Origin of the sequence: Azospira sp. APE16, from assembly GCF_047901315.1 — a bacterium.
Classification (GTDB): Bacteria; Pseudomonadota; Gammaproteobacteria; order Burkholderiales; family Rhodocyclaceae; genus Azospira; species Azospira oryzae.
In genome coordinates this window covers 625,549-641,505 of the sequence record NZ_CP179682.1, presented here as the reverse complement: position 1 = coordinate 641,505, position 15,957 = coordinate 625,549, and the positions used below count along the sequence as shown (strand labels likewise).

The following is a 15,957-nucleotide window of genomic DNA, read 5'->3' as shown; positions in this document are numbered from 1 at the left end:
TGGGGTGTCAGGACAGCCAGCGGCTTTTGATCACGCGCCGACCGGTGTTACGGTTGCCAGAAACAGCGAGGCCACCGCGTTGGGTGGCCTCGTTGATCGATTCAGTACGTATTTCAAGGGCTGGCGGACCGGCCAGCCCCAGTTGTCGCTCCAGTTCCCGCCAGTGACGTTCCTCGAAGCGATCCAGACCCGCCGCCGATGCAGCCGCGCGGGCGTAGACGTAGCAGTCGAGCGCTTCATTGCGCTCGCGCATCTTTTGCCACTCACGCACTGGGAAGCCGTTGCGGTCGCGGCGGGTGATCAGTTGTTCCGCGCAGAGTTGCTGGATGAACTCAGCGTCGATCTTGGGCAGATGGACGAACCCGGCCGGGAACACCGTGGTCAATCCGTCCTCGCCAACATCTGCGCTCTTGCGCAGGTTGTTGTAGAACTCGAGCTTGGCGATGCTGACCGCCACCGTGTACACCTTGATGCCTCGGCGCAGCTTCTTGCCGCCTTGCGAGACATCGATGGCGGTCGGCGTGCCGATCAAGGCTGCACCGCGAGGCACCCCCTTGACCGCCATCACACGCGAATCGCGGCAAGCCCGCACAAAGGCGTAGGCCTCCTGCGTCGCAAAGCCGGTATCCAAGGCAAAGCGCACCAGCGGCATCGCCGCGCCGGAGGCGTGTGTCCAGGTTTCGGCCAGCATTTCAGCAAGGCGCTTCCATACGGAGTCGCGGGCGGTGTCACCCATCAGCACGCGGTGCTCAACCAGCCAGGACTCCTTGCCGCGCCCAAAGGCCCAGACCGACGCCTCGATGCGATCTTTCTGCACGTCGGCCGCGCCGACCAAGAGCAGACCGCCTTGCGGCACGCTGCCGACGCGGTAGTCCTCGCGGCGTTCGACCAGTCGTTGCCAGTCTGGCGCTTCGCCTTCCTCGACCCAGGTTTCGCCTAGCTCGGTGTTCTTGAAGGTCTTGATGGCGGCGGCCGATCCCGACTCTTTACTGACGGCGGCTTCCCACGCAGCGGCGATCTCTCGCCACGAACGCCAGCCCACCGGGCTGTACAGCGACGACAGGTGGAAGCCTGCCGTCTTGCCCGCGCCATCGGTGATCATCGCGCGCCACTCGCCGTGCTCCAGCATCCACGTCTTGTGATGCTCGGCAATTGCGGTGTCACATGACTCGCAGATGTAGGCAGCGGTCTCCGGTTGCCCTTTGTCCCAACGCAGCTGCTCGAAACGCAGCCACTGCCGGTGCGAGCAATGCGGACACGGCACGAAGTAGCGACGTTGGTCACTGGCCTCGTACTCGCGTTCGATAGCCGATGCCCCTGAGATCGTCGGCGTCGAGACGATGAAGATCTTGCGCCGCGCGAAAGTGCGTGTACGCGCCTCGGCCAGCGAGATCGCATCCCCTTCACCCTCGACGTCCAACGGATAGCCGTCGACCTCGTCGAGGAACAGATACCGCACCGGCATCGAACGCAGGCCGACCGCGCTGTTCGCACCGGTCATCACCAGCACGCCACCCCGGAACTCCTTGGCCAGGATGGTGTTGCCGGAATCCCGGCTGCGCGCCGGTGCAATCAGTTCAGCCAGTGCGGACGACTCCTCGATCAGCGGATCGATTCGCTGCTTGGAGTTGCGCTTGGCCATCTCCACCGTCGGCCACACAGCCATCATCGGCCCGGGCGCGTGGTGGATGACGTAGCCGATCCAGTTCGATCCCATCTCTGTCGCGCCAAGCTGCGCCGCCTTCATGAACACCACGCGCTCGACCGGTGAGGTAGGCGACAGGCAGTCCATGATTGCTTTCAGGTACGGCGTGCGGCTGGTGCGCCAGCGCCCCGGCTCGGCTGATGCCTTGCTGGAGAGCATCCGGTGGCAATCCGACCATTCGGACACGGTGAGCAGCGGGTCGGGCGTCAGTCCTTCACGCCATGCGCGTTCGATCTCGGCAGCGCCTTCGTAGTCCATTTCCATCAATCCACCCTTGGGCGCATCTCGCCCAGTTCCTGCAGGTGCTCACGCACAGCTGCCTCCAGTGCGATGTGCATCGTGTGAGGATCGACGCCGAGCTTGGCTGCCATCTGTGCTGAGATGCGCGCGGGCCAGTTGAGCCACGCATCGCGTTCGGATCGCGCCAGCTTGAAAACATGGGCGATGGCCTGCGGCCGATCTACCAGCTCGCCCTTGAGGCGGGCCAGGCGCACCTTGTTGGTTTGCGCCTTGACCACTTCGTTGACCGTCCGCGCTTGAAGCAAGGACGTGCCGCCTGCTGGCAATGCCGCTGGCCCATCACCCGGGGTGCCACCGGATTCCGGTACTGCGACCTTGACCGCGCGGGTGGCCGTGCCATTGCGCGGCGCATCGGAATTGCGCGCCCACTCGCGGTCGACGCGCTCGGCATCAATCGTTCCGTCTGCCTCCGGAGTGATCCGCCCAGCAGCGATGGCCTTGCGCACCGCTGCATCGGACACCCCTCGGTGGCGTGCGTAGGCACGAATCGAAATACCCATATTTCCCCTTCGGGGCACCTTCAATCATTTGTTCGCTCATTTGCCAAATTCGCCTGCGGATTGAGCTTGGCTTCCATCTGGAACAGCGCGTTCATACGTTCGTCATCAACACCATGAAAGGACACGGACATGAGCAAGCTCGAACAACTACTGACCCAGATCGCGCAAAACAAGCTGGGCATCGAAACCCTGGAAACCCGCCGCTCGGACAGCCTCGATTTCCACGATGTAGCGGTCTGGTGCCTACGCGATGCGCTTGAAGCCGCCTTCAACGCGGGTCTCGAGCAGGGGCGCAATGCCAACCCGTCAGACAAGGCCAACACCTGATTGCGAACCCTGGAAGCCAAGCAGAAAGCGCTTGGCTTCACTTGGGAACAGCGCGTTCATCACATCACCGTCCACTACATCGAAGGAGCAAGACATGACCACCACTCAATTGACCCCGGCACAGCACGCGATCCTGGCCTACGCTGTTGAGCACACCAGCGGAAAAATCGACTGGTTTCCCGACAACATCAAAGGCGGCGCACGCAAGAAGGTCCTCGATGGACTTTTCAACCGCGCACTAATCACAACCGACGGCACCGACTGGTTTGTCGCTGCGGAGGGCTACGACGCCCTGGGCATTCCGCGTCCCGACGTGAACAGGAAGGGCATCGGTCAGTTCGAAGCCAATCTCGACCGGATCATCGCCAACGCTGAAGGCGCGCCTGCGGCCGCGAGCGATCCCGAACTGGAAGCCGCCGTAACCGCCGCCGAAGCCACGTGGGTCAAGCCGCGCACACGCGAGAGCAGCAAGCAGGCCGAAGTGATCCGGATGCTGCAACGCCCCGAGGGCGCAACCATCGGCCAGATCTGCACCGCCACCGGTTGGCAGGCGCACACGGTGCGCGGCACCTTTGCCGGAGCCTTCAAGAAAAAACTTGGCCTGACCATCGTCTCGGACAAGCCGCAGGGTGGCGAGCGGATCTACCGCATCGCCTGAAAACGAGCACAGCGAGTTTCGGCGAAGCCAAAAAGATGGCGAGAGGAGCCATGAATAGCTTGGCTTCTCTCCCCACTAGCGCGTTCATACAGATGTCGTGATTGACGACGCCATACCAGGAAAACCGCCATGAGCACCATGACCATCACCATCGAACGCACCCCTCGCACCCTGCAGTTCGCAGGCCAAAGCCTCCAGGTCGAAGAGTTGAGCATCCGCCTACCGTTCGCACGCAAACCTGCCGACCTCGGCGAACTGGGCGGGAGCGACCAGCACAAGGTCTACGTCACCGAGACCAAGGAGCTCACCCCTGACGAATTCGACGCTTTTGGACGCAGCCTGCTGGTGTCACGCGACTGGCTGCGTGGCAAGGGTGGCGGCACTGGCGATGGCCACCTCTGCGTCGAGGTCACTGCTCCCGGACGCCCCTACCTCTACGTCAATCCCGAGGGCGGTGATTACGCCCGGTATGTGGCCCGTCTCGGGTAAGAGAAATTGATCGAGAAAGAAGCCAGGAACAGCTTGGCTTCTCAATCGAACAGCGCGTTACTACAGGTGTCGCAACGACCAACCCGGAGAAGACACCATGACCACCAACCAGATCCCCACCGCCCAGAACGAAGCCTGGGGTTTTTGGGGCACGATGAACGAACACGCCAGCGCCGCATGGCCCCTGGCCATGAACGCCATTTCGGACGCCACTCACCAGCCCCTCGAATCGGTGCGGACCTTCCTCGACAGTCGCCACGGACGCCACTTTGCCGACGACGTCCAGAACAGCTTGTACCAAGGCCAAGCCTTGCAGGATGCGATCAAGGCCGCCACCCAGCGTTGGATGGGCTGGATGATTGGCCGCCAGACCAGCAAGCAGTACGGCATCCCGCGCGGCCTGCCTTACCTGACAGGCTTTGTGATCCACTGCGAAATCTGCGAAGAGATGGCTGCCTGATGAAAACGCCCGCCACCGAACGGGAGCAGGCGCTGCGTTGGCTGATTGCCAACCGGCGTCCAGACGTCTCCATCGAGCAGGCCGTGCGCGTCATGTGCATGGCACTGCCGCGCGATCTCACTACCCTGCAAATCCTGCGGCGCATCGCCGAGGAAGAAGAGGCAAAGCAGCCCGGCCAGCCATTCAACTGGCGCACACTTCCTGGTCTGCTGCCTCGCGGATAGCCGGCTGGCCGGTGAAGTCCTCCCACCGGCGCACGATCACATCCACGTACTTCGGGTCGAGTTCGATCAGCCGCGCGACGCGACCTGACTTTTCGGCCGCAATCAACGTTGTGCCGGAACCACCGAACGGATCGAGTACCACGTTACCCGGGCGGCTCGAATTGCGGATGGCTCGCTCGACCAGCTCCACCGGCTTCATCGTCGGATGCAGATCGTTCTTCTGCGGCTTCTTGATCGCCCACACATCGCCCTGATCGCGGTCACCACACCAGTGGCGTTGCGCACCCTCGGGCCATCCGTACAAGATCGGTTCGTACTGGCGCTGGTAGTCGGCACGGCCCAGCGTGAAGGTGTTCTTGGCCCAGATGATGAACGTCGACCACTTGCCACCGGCGGCACGAAAGGCGGCCTGCAGCACATCCAGCTCGCTGGATGACATCGCCACATAGATGCCGCCCCGGCAGTTCGCCACGGTGGGCGTCAATGCTGCCAACAGGAAGTCGTAGAAGCCATCGCCCAAGTTGTCGTTGAGGATCGCGCGATCCTTGCCGCGCATCTTGTCCTTGGCGCTGTTGGCGTAGTTCACGTTGTACGGCGGGTCGGTGAAGACCATGTCTGCCACGTCGCCCTGCATCAGTCGGTCGTAGCTCTCGGCCACGGTCGAGTCGCCGCACAGCAGTCGGTGCTGTCCCATGATCCAGACATCGCCCGGGTGCGAGATGGGTGTCTCGCTGACCTCGGGCACCGCGTCCTCGTCGGTCTGGCCCTCGTTGTCCGGCTCATCACCCGCGATCAGTTCGGCCAGCGCGTCGGCGTCGAAGCCGGTGATGTCCAGATCGAAACCTTCCAGCTGCAAGGCCTCCAGCTCGATCCGCAACATTGCGTCATCCCAGCCCGCGTTCTCCGCGATGCGGTTGTCTGCGATGACCAAGGCGCGGCGCTGGGTCGGGCTCAGGTGATCCAGTACGACCACGGGCACGATCTCAAGCCCAAGTTTCTGCGCAGCGGCCAAGCGTCCATGCCCAGCGACGATGATGCCGTCACTGCCTGCAAGGATCGGATTGGTGAAGCCAAACTCGGCAATCGATGCGGCGATCTGCGCCACCTGATCATCCGAGTGCGTCCGCGCATTGCGGGCATAGGGCAGCAGTTTGGCTGTAGGCCACTGCTCGATCTTGTCTGCCAACCAGGACGCGCTCATTGTTCTACCTCCGTGGGCGCCAGCCGTTCTGTGGCCACGTCGTCGAAGGACTGGCCCGATTTGATTCCACAGCCTGCGATAAGCGTGACCGGAACGCCGGGGTGGTTTTGCTGAAAGCGCTTGATGGCCACGTCCACGTACTCCGGCGCAATTTCCACGCTGCGGCAGATACGACCAGTGCGTTGCGCGGCCAGCATCGTCGTGCCACTGCCACCGAAGGGCTCGAACACGACGTCACCCGAATCGGTGTAAGCCTCGATGGCAAACTCAGGCAATGCGACCGGGAACACAGCCGGGTGATCAATGTCCTGCCCGATCTTGCCTTTGTGGCGCATCACGCGAATCACCGAGTCGGGGATTCGGGTGTCCTGCGTCGGCTGACCCTTGTGCGTCCAGCCTCCGACCTCGCCATCCTTACCGCGCATCGCCGTGGACGACCCGTCAGCGCGCAGGTGCGATTCCTGGCCTGCGTGCTTGCAAGGAACAATCTTGTTGGGTTTGCGGGTGCTGCGATTGAAGTGGAAAACAAACTCGAAGCTGGGAGCCAATCTGCCCTGCCAGTCGCCGGGCATGCCTGGCCCCTGATCCCAGACGTACCACGCGAAGCGCCGCCACCCTTGCTGACGCATCCAGGACAGCCAGCCGTCCCAATAGGGGATGACTTCGTTGTCGCGGTGGATCAGCCCAAGATTGACCAGCACCTGTCCGTCGCCCGCCATCGGCAGATGTGCGAACACACCGCGCATCAGGACATCCCAATCGGCAATGCCGCCGGAGGTGTAGTCGCGCTGGTTGCCATACGGCGGCGAGGTGAAGCAAAGCTGCGCGGTTTCACCCTGCATCAGCGTGGCGACCACGGCTGGGTCGGTGGCGTCGCCACAGATCAAGCGGTGCGAGCCGATGGCCCAGACATCTCCCTCGCGCGACACCGCCACCACTGGCGTGTCAGGTACGTCTTCGGTCGTATCGGGTTCATCGGCGTCTAGACCATCCTGCGCCGCAGGTTCTGCTTCGGTGGGCGTGGCATCTGCCAGCAGCGCATCGATCTCGATGTTCTCGAAGCCGGTCAGCGCCAGTTCGAAACCCGCTTCGGAAAGCTCCGCCAGTTCGAGCGCCAACACCTCCTCATCCCAGCCAGCGTCAAGCGCCAGCCGGTTGTCGGCGATGACCAAGGCGCGCTTTTGCGCGGTGGTGAGATGGGCCAGTTCGATCACCGGCACCTGATCCAGCCCCAGCTTGCGTGCAGCAGCCAAACGACCGTGGCCCGCGATGATGCCGTTGTCGCCATCAACCAGTATCGGGTTCGTCCAGCCATATTCGACGATGCTGGCGGCGATCTTGGTGATCTGCGCATCGGAATGTGTGCGCGGATTGCGGGCGTAGGGAATCAGCGCCTCGACCTTGCGGTACTCGACGTTGAGCGTATTCAAAGAGGGTGTCCTGAAAAAAGAAAACCCGCCGACGACAAACCGTGGGCGGGTTTTGGGGTTGGTGCGAACTGACGGGGTGCGAACTGCGAACCTTGCGAACCTTGGTTCGCACCCTGACGCTAAAAAAGCGCCGCGCTCGCGCCCCCCGCATTGGTTTTTGGCCAGGAAGGACCCGTTGATTTCTGGGCTGCTTCCTCTGCCGTCACCTCTGTCCAGAAGATAGATGAATACTACGCAAGATCAGGTCGTTTTGTTGCAGGGGCAAAAACCGCTGATTGCCTCGTGATGGCGCACATCCCCGACCATACGCGCCAAATCACGCCAAAACCCTACGCAACCACCACACCATTAAGTTGATCTGCGACCGTCTGCAATGCCCGCTGCCAATGCCGCCATGCCGTCGTGCGGTCGCAGGCAAAGCGGATCGTGATGTCCCGCCAGCCATAGCGCTTCGCGCGCATCCATACGAGATGACGTTGCTCGATGGTGAGCCACTGCACCCAGCGCATAACCTCCAGCATTCGTTCAATTGCCTCTGGACTCGGCGGAAAGGATCGGTACACCCTCTCGTCTGCTGCAAATGTCTCCCATTCGCTTCGGACAATGGCGGGCCAGCAGTTGAAGTAACCCTGCACTCGAACAGGAGGCAACCGTCGACTAGTGCTTGCGGCCTCTTCAAACCGAGCAGCAACGTCCTCGATAGTCCACTTAGTCATTGCGTCGCCCTCCGTAGAGCCGGTCACCGATGCGTCGCACGATCTCGCGCTCGATGAAGTCCAGACGTTCGTCGGATGCGTTGACCACCAGGATGTGTTGGTCACGCCAGCCACGTTCCTTGATCGCATCCAGATCCGTGGCCTGAGGTTGCAGACGACCGAGGGGGGAGCGGTATTGGGGTGTCGGCACCTTCATGTCACACCTCCTGCGTCTCGACAGCCCAGTGCAGCAAGGCTAGGGCGTCGGCTTCGTTGTCGTCGACTGGGGTGTGACCACGCAGGCGGACGGACGCGATCATGTCGTCCTTGCCCGCATTGCCCTTGCCGGTCGCGTGCTTCTTGATCGTGCCGACTGGAACACCCTGGTAAGGGATGTTGTGATGCTCACACCACGCGGTCAGGTGTCCCATGAAGCCACCGTAGGCGTGCGCCGCATCAACGCCAGCGTGCCGTCGAACCTCCTCGAAGAACACCGCGTTGATGTGGTTGCTGGCCGAGAACAATTCGTTGAGCCAGCGCTTGAAACGGAGGAAACGCATGCCGCCCCCTTCAAATCGCTGCGGCTTGAAGTGCTCCGTGCCGCTGGTGATAGTGCCGTCCAGGTGCTGCAAAGCCCACCCGGTGTGTGTGCCCAGATCAAGGGCCAAGATTGTCGTGTTCATCGTCGTGCTCCAGTTCGGGGGCGAGTGACGGATGCGACGGGTTCTTTGGGAAACAGCCTTTACGTACGCGCACGCGTAGCGCGTCAATCAGGAAACCCGTCAAATCCGTCACTCGCCCGGATTGCTCAGTCATCTCGGTAGGGGTAGCCATGGCTATACGGCTTGGGCCTGAGGGCTATGCCCGTGATCCCACGTGCGCCCCCGGTCAGCCGACACTTCTCGAACTTGCGGGCCGCCATCAGTTCGGAGAAGCGCTTGACCGAGCCCACGTACTCACCCGCGCGCTCAGCCCATTCACGCCAGTCGGCGAACAATTCGGAAACGCCTTCACGGTGGGTCTTGGCCAGCAGGCAACGCTCTTCGATCCACTGCCCGAGCGCGTCCTCGGCCTCGAAATACTCCTCAGTCGCCGACACCACACTGGCGGGAGGCTTCAGTCCTTGGCGTTGCCAAAGGCTGCAGCCCTCGACCGCCCACGCCAGAATGCCGTCCCGTTCCTTGAGCAGCTTTTCCGTCAGCCTGCCGTCACGCCGCTCGGGCGGGATCGTCACCGTGAACGGGATCAGGTGCAGCCGCCGCTTCATCGCCTCATCCACGTTGCGGATCGATGGCTTGTGGTTGCCTGCGATCACCAACTTGAACTGCGGCACGTACTCGAAGAAGTCCTGGCGCATGAAGCGTGCGGAAACCTTGTCGCCACCGGTGATGGCCTTAACCTTGGATTCGTTCCAACGCCGACCCTGTTCGGTTTCGATGGATGACACAAAGCGTGCGCCGCGCAGGCCCGCCAGATCGGTCGGATGTCGGTCGGTGCGCGCCTCCATGAACGTGTCCATCGGCGCGTTGGCCGCGTAGTCGCCCAAGATGGTGGTCAGGACGTTGACGAACACCGACTTGCCGTTCGCGCCGGTCCCGTACAGGAAGAACAGCGCGTGCTCGCTGGTCACGCCCGTCAGGCAGTAGCCAACCATCAGTTGCAGGTAGGCAATCAGTTCAGCGTCACCGCCTGTGACGTCGGCCAGGAATGCGCGCCACGTCGGACTGTCGCCCTGCGGTGTGGCCGTGGTCACCTTGGTCATCCGATCATCGCGCCGGTGCGGTCGCATGCGGCCCGTGCGCAGATCAACCACACCGCCTGGTGTGTTGAGTGCCCAGACGTCGGCATCCCATTCCTCGGCGGTGGACGCGTGCTTGGGATCGGAGCGTGCGATTTTCTCGACGGACGAGATCGTGGCGGAGCTGGCCAGCTTGCCTGTGAGCCGAGGGCTGTCCGCCTTGAGTGACGCCATCCGGCAGATACCGCGCGCCAGATGAGACACATAGAGCACCTGATCCGGATTCCAGCGCACGCCGGTCCAGACCAGCCATTTGCCCCAAAGCGCGCAGTAGCGCCAGTCCTCGCCATAGCGGCGTGTGAAGGCCGAGGACAAGCCGTCCTCCGTAGTCCAGTCGACACCGGTCAGCAGATCCGGTGGTGGCGTCTCCTCGACCGACCGCATCACCGGCATCCGCTCGCCGACGGCGAGGAAGCCCCTCACATCGAAGCCGTCCGGAATGGCGTCAGCCGCATCCCATCCTTCCGGCTTGTCATCGGGTGGTACCAGGATGGCGACCGTGGTCGCACCCGCGTTCAGGATTGCTTGCGATGCACGGTCAGCGTAATCCCAGCCTGGCGCGTCCCGGTCAGGCCAGATCAGCACGGATTTGCCCGCCAGCGGCGACCAGTCGGTCTTATCGACGGGAGCGTTTGCGCCATGCATGGCCGTGGTTGCCACCACGCCGATGGCGATCAGGGCCTGCGCACACTTCTCGCCCTCGACCAGCACAACGTGACCAGCGGCAGCCAGCCCCGGCTGGTTGTACAGCGGGCGCGGATCGGGCGGAGTCATCTTGCGCCGCTTGGCATCCCACGGCCGGAACTCCTTCTTGCGCCCGGGTGGGTCGTAGCGGTACACGACCGCAATCAGTTTGCCGGTGGCATCGAAGTAGTCCCACTTGGCCGTGGCCGGGCCGAGATCATCAACCGGAGCTTCCTTCTTGGCGCGGCGTACCGGCACTGATCGCGAACGACCGAGCAGATCAGCTGCCTCGTCGAGCACCCGGGGAAAGTCGGTGTGGACGTTGGCCCCGAGGTAGGCGGCGATCAAGGCAAAGATGTCACCGCCATCGCCCGTAGCACGATCCGTCCAGAGACCAGCCTTGTCGCCTTCGAGTACCACCTCGAGGCTGTCGCCCGGGCTGCCCAGGATGTCCCCGATCAAAAACTTGCCACGACGCTTCTTTCCTGCCGGGAACATCGTGGTCAGGACTGATTCCATCCGTGCGATCAGTTCAGTGCGAATCTCGTCCCGCTCGCTGTCATTGACGTTGCGCCGGCCCGTTTCTCCCGGTGGTGATGTGTCATTGAAATCAAGCATCGGCACCACCCTCGTGTGACGTCTGCTGCGCAGCGATCCAGGCTTCCAGCTCGTTGGGTTTGAAGCGAACCAGTTTGCCGACGCGGTAATGCGGAATGCGACGCTCCTTTCGCTCCTTGGCTTGAGAGAGCCAATACGACGGCAGATTGAACATCAGTGCAGCCTGGCGCACGTCGATCAGCTGCTCGCCCAGTACGTGATTCAAATTCGAGGTATTCATGCTTGCGTCCTCCAGCAGCGGTCTTGCCACGCGCACATCCGGCATTCAAAGTGGGTCGAGTCATGGAAGGCGCGCGGCAGGAGCTCTCCCGCCTCGGTCGCCGTGATGACCTTGACCGCCCGATCAGACATGCGTTGGGCCAGTGCTGCGTCAAAGGGCACGAGCTCGGTGTAGATCTCCATCGTGTCGGCGTTGAGTGCCGTGAAGATCGCCGGGTGCTCGTGCAGTTCGAGATAGGCTTGGTAGATCGCCACTTGCGCGGCGTAGACGGGCTTGGAGAGAGTCAGGCCCTTCTTGTCCAGATCGCTCCAGGACTTGTTGCCGAGACACTTACATTCCCAGAGCGCGGGATAGGCGAAGCCATCGGGGCCGCCGACGATGACGCCGTCGATGTGGCCCTGCAGGCGACCGTTGGCCACCGAGAAACCGAACTGCTCGCCGTCGGCCTTGCGGGTGCGCAGGTCGAAGCCCGCGTCCCGGAGCCACGCGACCATGCAGTCCTCCATGACGTGACCGCGTTCGAAGATCCGCAGCATTCGGCCCGGGGTGTCACGCCCGTGGTCGATGGGTGCCTTGGCGTACTCGAACTGCAGCGCTCGCTCGCAGGCCACGCCGAGACGTGAGGCCCCGAGGTACTGGCGCTCGGACTGGCGGGCGCGAGCCTGTTGCAGGCCCGTGTCCACCAGGGTGGTGACCTGACCCGAGATGCTCGATGAGGAGTTGAAGTCGATCATGGCTTCTTCCCCTTCGGCTCTTCCCAGGGCAGGTCGTCCTCCAGATCCGCGAACGGGTTGGCCAGAGGGTCGGGCGCAGGCGTCATGCCGCGTACCGGTGGGTACTTGCTCGCCTCGTGGTGCGCGACCATTGCCTCGGTGTAGCAAGTGACGATGGCGTCGATCACTTGCAGCGCCTCGGCTTCGGAGTAGTCGCCCAGCGGCTTGGTGAATCCAATCTCGCCCGCAGCCTCGCCGAAGGCCTTGAGGCACTTCTTCATCGCGGCCAGTTCGACATCAGATGGATCGATCATGGCGACCCCCGTACTGTCGACGCGACCTTCCTTGACCCGCAGCCAGTTGCCGTACAGCGCATGAAACGCGTTTTGGCAGCGTTGTGAGCAGAACACCCAGTCGATGGGATAGCGCCGGGGATGGCCGACACCGTGACGGTTGTCGGTGTGGCCGAATCCCCGGGCCTGTCGTTTGCAGACCCAGCATTTCATCGGCCTCCCTCACTGTGCCCACGACGGCTTGCCGGTCACCGGTGCGCGTTGTGGAGCCGGTGCCTGATACGCAGGCGCAGCCGCCTGCGCCGGAGCGCCGGAATGTCCACTGCCCGGAGCCTTGGGCGGCACGCCCATCAGTTTTGCGTAGTCGGGGTGATCAGGCTCGACCGCGATCTTGACCACGTTCCGGTCTTGGCCCTTGCCATCCTTCTCAATGTCCACGCGCGCCAGAAACTCCAGGCCATCCAGTTCATGAAAACCCTGGATGCGGCGCGCGGCGGCGGCCTGCGGGCTGTTGTCCTGGGGATGGACGTTGCGGGCGCTGTTGAGCGCGGCGCGGATAAAGCTGCGCCCCATCTGACCCCAGGTCGGCCCCTTCTTGGAGTGCAGGCCGATGTTGCTCCACATCTTGCGCTTGGCATGGTCGCCCGCCGTGACGACAAACTCGGCGGCGAGGTAGACAGAGCCGGTTTCGAAGGACTCGGTGGCGTAGCCGCCGCCCCAGCCTTGTCCCGGATCGTCATAGCCACCTGGCTTGATGGTCATGCGCACTGGCACGACAGCGCCCTTGGGGATCAGGTCAAAGCCCGACTGTTGGGGATCGGCATCTTGGAAATCAAAATAGTTGGACGACATGGCGATTACTCCTTGGATTCGGTGGTGTTTGCTGTAGTGGGGGTGCCGGTGCTGCCGGGCATGGGCAATGGCGACTGGCCTGCGCACTTGGCGATCAGTGCGCCGAGATGCGGCGGCTCCAGCAGGTCGAGGCGACCGCTGCGGTCTTTGGCCGGGAAACCGTAGGGATTGACGGTGTGCGTGACGAAGGCGCGGTAGGTACTGCCGTCCTCGGCCTTGATCTCGGCCAGTGTCACGACCTCATCGACAATGCCGGGCAGCTCCAGACTGGTCTTGCTGCCTTCGATCTGTGGCACGAACACCTTGCGGTTGTAGTCATCGAGGCGCTCGTCGAGGATGGCGACGAACACCACGTTCTTGCCCCGGGCGTGCTGCAAGTGGGTCAGTGCGCCGATCATTTCCTGGCCGAGCAGGCCATAGGCCGCGCGCAGATCCGGTTTGCCGGAGCGGTCACTGGTGGCACCGGGTTGCGTCTTGCACCATGCGAAGCACTGCCGGGACAACTGCGTGATCGAGTCGAGAAAGAAGGTCTGGTAGCGGTCGAGCTGCGTCGGGCTGCCAAATTTCTCGATGACGTGGTCGTAATGCGCCTGCGAGAACGCGCTCTCCGGCGGCAGTGACTTGTCCGGGCCTGCGAGGAACACGAAAAAGTCGCGGCTTTCCGGCCACGAGGCCGGGCGGATGGTGTCGCCCGGCCAGTCGGCCACGGCGAGATCACCCGCCTCGATATCGAGGAACAAGGTGGTGGCAGGGTCGAGGTCTTTGAGCCGGGTGGTCTTGCCGATGCCGGATTTGCCCAGCATCAGCAACTTCACACCCTTGCGCTCGGCCAAGCGCTGCTGCGCGGAAATGATCGGGAGGGACATCACGCCACCTCCTTCAGTTGTTCCGCAACCGCCGGATTCCAGAGGACCTGGTAGCCGCTGTGGCCGTTGCGCGAGTACGGCATGGCTTCGGCCCATGCTTCACCGGCCTCGGTCAGTTCCCACTCGTCCCGGTCGTTGCGGAACTGAAGGCCGCCGGATGCCAGCAACTGGTTCGTGGCCTTGGCTGAGCGACTCAGCAATTTGCCGAGCTGTGTGGCGTTGAGCGAGCAGATCGGCTCGTTGGCGGCAGGCAAAGCGCGGCGCAGCACTTCCGTGGTCAGGCCGGTGTTTTCCTGAATGCAGGTCAACGTGGCAGCCATTGCAATGCCGGTCTTGACGCCCGGTACCTTGGCGACCGCTTCGCCGATCAGCAAGATGGCGGTGACGCGATCTTGGGTCGGCGCGGGCAAGGCAGCCATCGTGGTGGCGGCGGAATACGCGCCTGTCTTGCGGATTGCAGGCAGCACTTCACCGGTGATCCAGCGCTTGAAGCGCTTGGCAGCATCCTTGGTGCTACCGAGGATCAGGGCGTAAAGCCCCGACTCGTTGACGTGGTTTTGGCGTTGACGGCCACCCGCCGTAAGGGTCTCCAATTTCTGGAGATCCTCGGCATCGACGTGGGACTTGATCGCCTGAGACGGATTGCCCATCTCCAGGGCGTCGCAGACATCGGTGGCGTTGAACCACGGCAGACCGAGTTCATCGACCTGGACGCGCACGGCGTGCGCTTCGAACTGGAAGGGAATGATCGCGCTCATGATCAGCCCTCCCACGACACGTCGGCGATACGGTCGACTCCACGCGCGGCACGTTTGCGCACCTCGGTGTGGAGTTCTTCCAGCGCGGTGCGGCGGCGGCCGAGCGCCAGCGATTCCGCGTTGGCTGTCTGGATGGCAAAAGCCAGCTCATCCACAGTGGCGACATCAAGCGGGACTACGACGTCCTGACCGTCCGCGCGGCGATACCGGATTTCGTCAGGGAGGTGTTCGCCGTAGATGGACGGCAGCTGTTGACGCAGCGAGGCGATGAGATTGGTGCTCATGGTCATTACTCCGAATCGATGGAAAGGGTGAAAGACGGCTTGCCGGAATCCACGGTGCGAGCGGCGGCGAACTGCTGTTGCAAAGCAGGCGGCCAGTTCGTGAAGCGGGATTCGGAGACGGACAACTTGATGTCGAGGTAACCCTCGACCTTCTCGCCTGAGGCGACGATGCGTTCAGCGATCTCAGCCAGTTGCTTCTGATCCCAGCTGACCTTCTTGGGCAGCTCGAACTTCAGGTGCAGCGGGCCATCGCTGATGTGTGCGGTGCCGAAGTCACGGCCGGATTCGCGCAGCGCGGTCCGTGCCTGCTCGCCGTAGCACTGATCCAGTGCCGCATCGAACTTGGTGCGCGCCTTCTTCAGCCAGTCGATGGCTGCATCGAGGTTCTTGTCGATCTCGTGTTTCTGCGCGGGCGGCAATGCGGCCAGTTGGCTGACCGACATCTCGGCGATGTCGGCAGGGAAGATGGTGATGTCATTCATCGCATCTCTCCTCAAACCGCCGCGCGTTCGGATGTCGAGTCGTGTAGCGCTTCGCGCTCAAACTCGAGGATCGCGTCGACCGGGTAGCCGACACGCTTGGACAGCTTCAGGTAGCGTGGACCGCGACCCTCACTGCGCCAGCGCTGCAAAGTCTTGGGGCTAACGCCCCAGCGTTGCGCGAGCTCGTTTTCGTTGAGCACGCGGCGATCACCGGGTGACATGGTGTTGATCGCCTGCTGTGGCGACCGGGGGATACCGCTGGTTGGTGTCTGCATGGAATGCTCCTGTGACGTTGTTGAGTAACAGGTGTCATTCCAAACTTCGGGTGGCGAACCTTTAAGGGACGCAATGGCGAACCACGACGGAACTCCAGGTTCGCCAATGGCCCAGTGCAGAAAAG

General features: G+C 62.8%; 22 protein-coding genes. 5 read left to right on the top strand and 17 right to left on the bottom strand.

Annotation, left to right across the window (positions count from 1 at the left end; translation table 11 throughout):
- Nucleotides 1-7: 7 nt before the first annotated feature.
- Together ACLSSQ_RS03270 and ACLSSQ_RS03265 are read right to left on the bottom strand one after the other, a co-directional pair.
- A complete protein-coding gene (locus tag ACLSSQ_RS03270) occupies nt 8-1,963 on the bottom strand; it encodes a phage terminase large subunit family protein (RefSeq protein ID WP_416243769.1) in 1,956 nt (651 codons plus the stop codon).
- Nucleotides 1,964-1,968: 5 nt separating this feature from the next.
- On the bottom strand, nt 1,969-2,505 hold the full coding sequence (locus tag ACLSSQ_RS03265) for an elements of external origin (protein WP_143503093.1): 537 nt from the start codon (nt 2,503-2,505) through the stop codon (nt 1,969-1,971).
- 129 nt (nt 2,506-2,634) lie between these two features.
- Here ACLSSQ_RS03265 and ACLSSQ_RS03260 point away from each other — a divergent pair, with 129 nt between their 5' ends.
- The 5 genes from ACLSSQ_RS03260 (at nt 2,635) to ACLSSQ_RS03240 (ending at nt 4,663) form a co-directional block, all read left to right on the top strand.
- Nucleotides 2,635-2,832, top strand: a complete 198-nt coding sequence (locus ACLSSQ_RS03260; protein WP_055451284.1) for a DUF6900 domain-containing protein — start codon at nt 2,635-2,637, stop codon at nt 2,830-2,832.
- Nucleotides 2,833-2,926: 94 nt separating this feature from the next.
- Nucleotides 2,927-3,490, top strand: a complete 564-nt coding sequence (locus ACLSSQ_RS03255; protein WP_416243768.1) for a DUF3489 domain-containing protein — start codon at nt 2,927-2,929, stop codon at nt 3,488-3,490.
- A 129-nt stretch (nt 3,491-3,619) separates the two neighbouring features.
- Nucleotides 3,620-3,979: a hypothetical protein gene (locus tag ACLSSQ_RS03250; RefSeq protein ID WP_416243767.1), complete on the top strand. Its 360-nt coding sequence runs from the start codon at nt 3,620-3,622 to the stop codon at nt 3,977-3,979.
- Nucleotides 3,980-4,076: 97 nt separating this feature from the next.
- On the top strand, nt 4,077-4,439 hold the full coding sequence (locus ACLSSQ_RS03245) for a hypothetical protein (RefSeq protein WP_416243766.1): 363 nt from the start codon (nt 4,077-4,079) through the stop codon (nt 4,437-4,439).
- Entirely contained in the window at nt 4,439-4,663 is a 225-nt protein-coding gene (locus tag ACLSSQ_RS03240; RefSeq protein WP_416243765.1) for a hypothetical protein, read from the top strand. Before ACLSSQ_RS03245 ends, ACLSSQ_RS03240 begins: the two co-directional genes overlap by 1 nt.
- On the opposite strand, the gene ACLSSQ_RS03235 is transcribed toward ACLSSQ_RS03240, so the two are convergent.
- From ACLSSQ_RS03235 to ACLSSQ_RS03165, 15 genes are all read right to left on the bottom strand, one after another.
- Complete coding sequence (locus tag ACLSSQ_RS03235) at nt 4,623-5,864, bottom strand: site-specific DNA-methyltransferase (protein WP_416243764.1); 1,242 nt, start codon at nt 5,862-5,864, stop codon at nt 4,623-4,625. The genes ACLSSQ_RS03240 and ACLSSQ_RS03235 overlap by 41 nt on opposite strands.
- Nucleotides 5,861-7,294 (bottom strand): site-specific DNA-methyltransferase, encoded by a 1,434-nt coding sequence (locus ACLSSQ_RS03230; protein ID WP_416243763.1) that lies wholly within the window; start codon nt 7,292-7,294, stop codon nt 5,861-5,863. The genes ACLSSQ_RS03235 and ACLSSQ_RS03230 overlap by 4 nt, the downstream gene beginning before the upstream one ends.
- A 329-nt stretch (nt 7,295-7,623) precedes the next feature.
- Nucleotides 7,624-8,010 (bottom strand): DUF6362 family protein, encoded by a 387-nt coding sequence (locus tag ACLSSQ_RS03225; RefSeq protein WP_088862016.1) that lies wholly within the window; start codon nt 8,008-8,010, stop codon nt 7,624-7,626.
- Nucleotides 8,003-8,206, bottom strand: coding sequence for a hypothetical protein (locus ACLSSQ_RS03220; RefSeq protein WP_088861524.1), 204 nt, complete (start codon nt 8,204-8,206; stop codon nt 8,003-8,005). Before ACLSSQ_RS03220 ends, ACLSSQ_RS03225 begins: the two co-directional genes overlap by 8 nt.
- A gap of 1 nt (nt 8,207) precedes the next feature.
- Complete coding sequence (locus ACLSSQ_RS03215) at nt 8,208-8,672, bottom strand: crossover junction endodeoxyribonuclease RuvC (protein WP_198848040.1); 465 nt, start codon at nt 8,670-8,672, stop codon at nt 8,208-8,210.
- Nucleotides 8,673-8,797: 125 nt separating this feature from the next.
- Nucleotides 8,798-11,089, bottom strand: a complete 2,292-nt coding sequence (locus tag ACLSSQ_RS03210; protein ID WP_062794258.1) for a phage/plasmid primase, P4 family — start codon at nt 11,087-11,089, stop codon at nt 8,798-8,800.
- A complete protein-coding gene (locus tag ACLSSQ_RS03205) occupies nt 11,082-11,309 on the bottom strand; it encodes a helix-turn-helix domain-containing protein (RefSeq protein ID WP_020200561.1) in 228 nt (75 codons plus the stop codon). The genes ACLSSQ_RS03210 and ACLSSQ_RS03205 overlap by 8 nt, the downstream gene beginning before the upstream one ends.
- Nucleotides 11,306-12,043: a hypothetical protein gene (locus tag ACLSSQ_RS03200; RefSeq protein ID WP_198848039.1), complete on the bottom strand. Its 738-nt coding sequence runs from the start codon at nt 12,041-12,043 to the stop codon at nt 11,306-11,308. The genes ACLSSQ_RS03205 and ACLSSQ_RS03200 overlap by 4 nt, the downstream gene beginning before the upstream one ends.
- Nucleotides 12,040-12,528 carry a DUF6511 domain-containing protein gene (locus tag ACLSSQ_RS03195; RefSeq protein WP_062794260.1) on the bottom strand — a complete coding sequence of 163 codons (489 nt, stop codon included), beginning with the start codon at nt 12,526-12,528 and terminating at the stop codon, nt 12,040-12,042. The genes ACLSSQ_RS03200 and ACLSSQ_RS03195 overlap by 4 nt, the downstream gene beginning before the upstream one ends.
- A gap of 9 nt (nt 12,529-12,537) precedes the next feature.
- Nucleotides 12,538-13,167: a hypothetical protein gene (locus ACLSSQ_RS03190; protein WP_020200564.1), complete on the bottom strand. Its 630-nt coding sequence runs from the start codon at nt 13,165-13,167 to the stop codon at nt 12,538-12,540.
- A gap of 5 nt (nt 13,168-13,172) precedes the next feature.
- Nucleotides 13,173-14,033, bottom strand: a complete 861-nt coding sequence (locus ACLSSQ_RS03185; protein ID WP_198848037.1) for an ATP-binding protein — start codon at nt 14,031-14,033, stop codon at nt 13,173-13,175.
- On the bottom strand, nt 14,033-14,791 hold the full coding sequence (locus ACLSSQ_RS03180; protein WP_198848036.1) for a Bro-N domain-containing protein: 759 nt from the start codon (nt 14,789-14,791) through the stop codon (nt 14,033-14,035). Before ACLSSQ_RS03180 ends, ACLSSQ_RS03185 begins: the two co-directional genes overlap by 1 nt.
- A 2-nt stretch (nt 14,792-14,793) precedes the next feature.
- Nucleotides 14,794-15,075: a hypothetical protein gene (locus ACLSSQ_RS03175; protein WP_198848035.1), complete on the bottom strand. Its 282-nt coding sequence runs from the start codon at nt 15,073-15,075 to the stop codon at nt 14,794-14,796.
- A 5-nt stretch (nt 15,076-15,080) separates the two neighbouring features.
- Nucleotides 15,081-15,557 (bottom strand): hypothetical protein, encoded by a 477-nt coding sequence (locus ACLSSQ_RS03170; protein WP_020200568.1) that lies wholly within the window; start codon nt 15,555-15,557, stop codon nt 15,081-15,083.
- Between the two features lie 11 nt (nt 15,558-15,568).
- The gene (locus tag ACLSSQ_RS03165; protein WP_020200569.1) at nt 15,569-15,832 is read right to left on the bottom strand and encodes a helix-turn-helix transcriptional regulator; all 264 of its coding nucleotides are present in this window, start codon (nt 15,830-15,832) and stop codon (nt 15,569-15,571) included.
- Nucleotides 15,833-15,957: the final 125 nt, after the last annotated feature.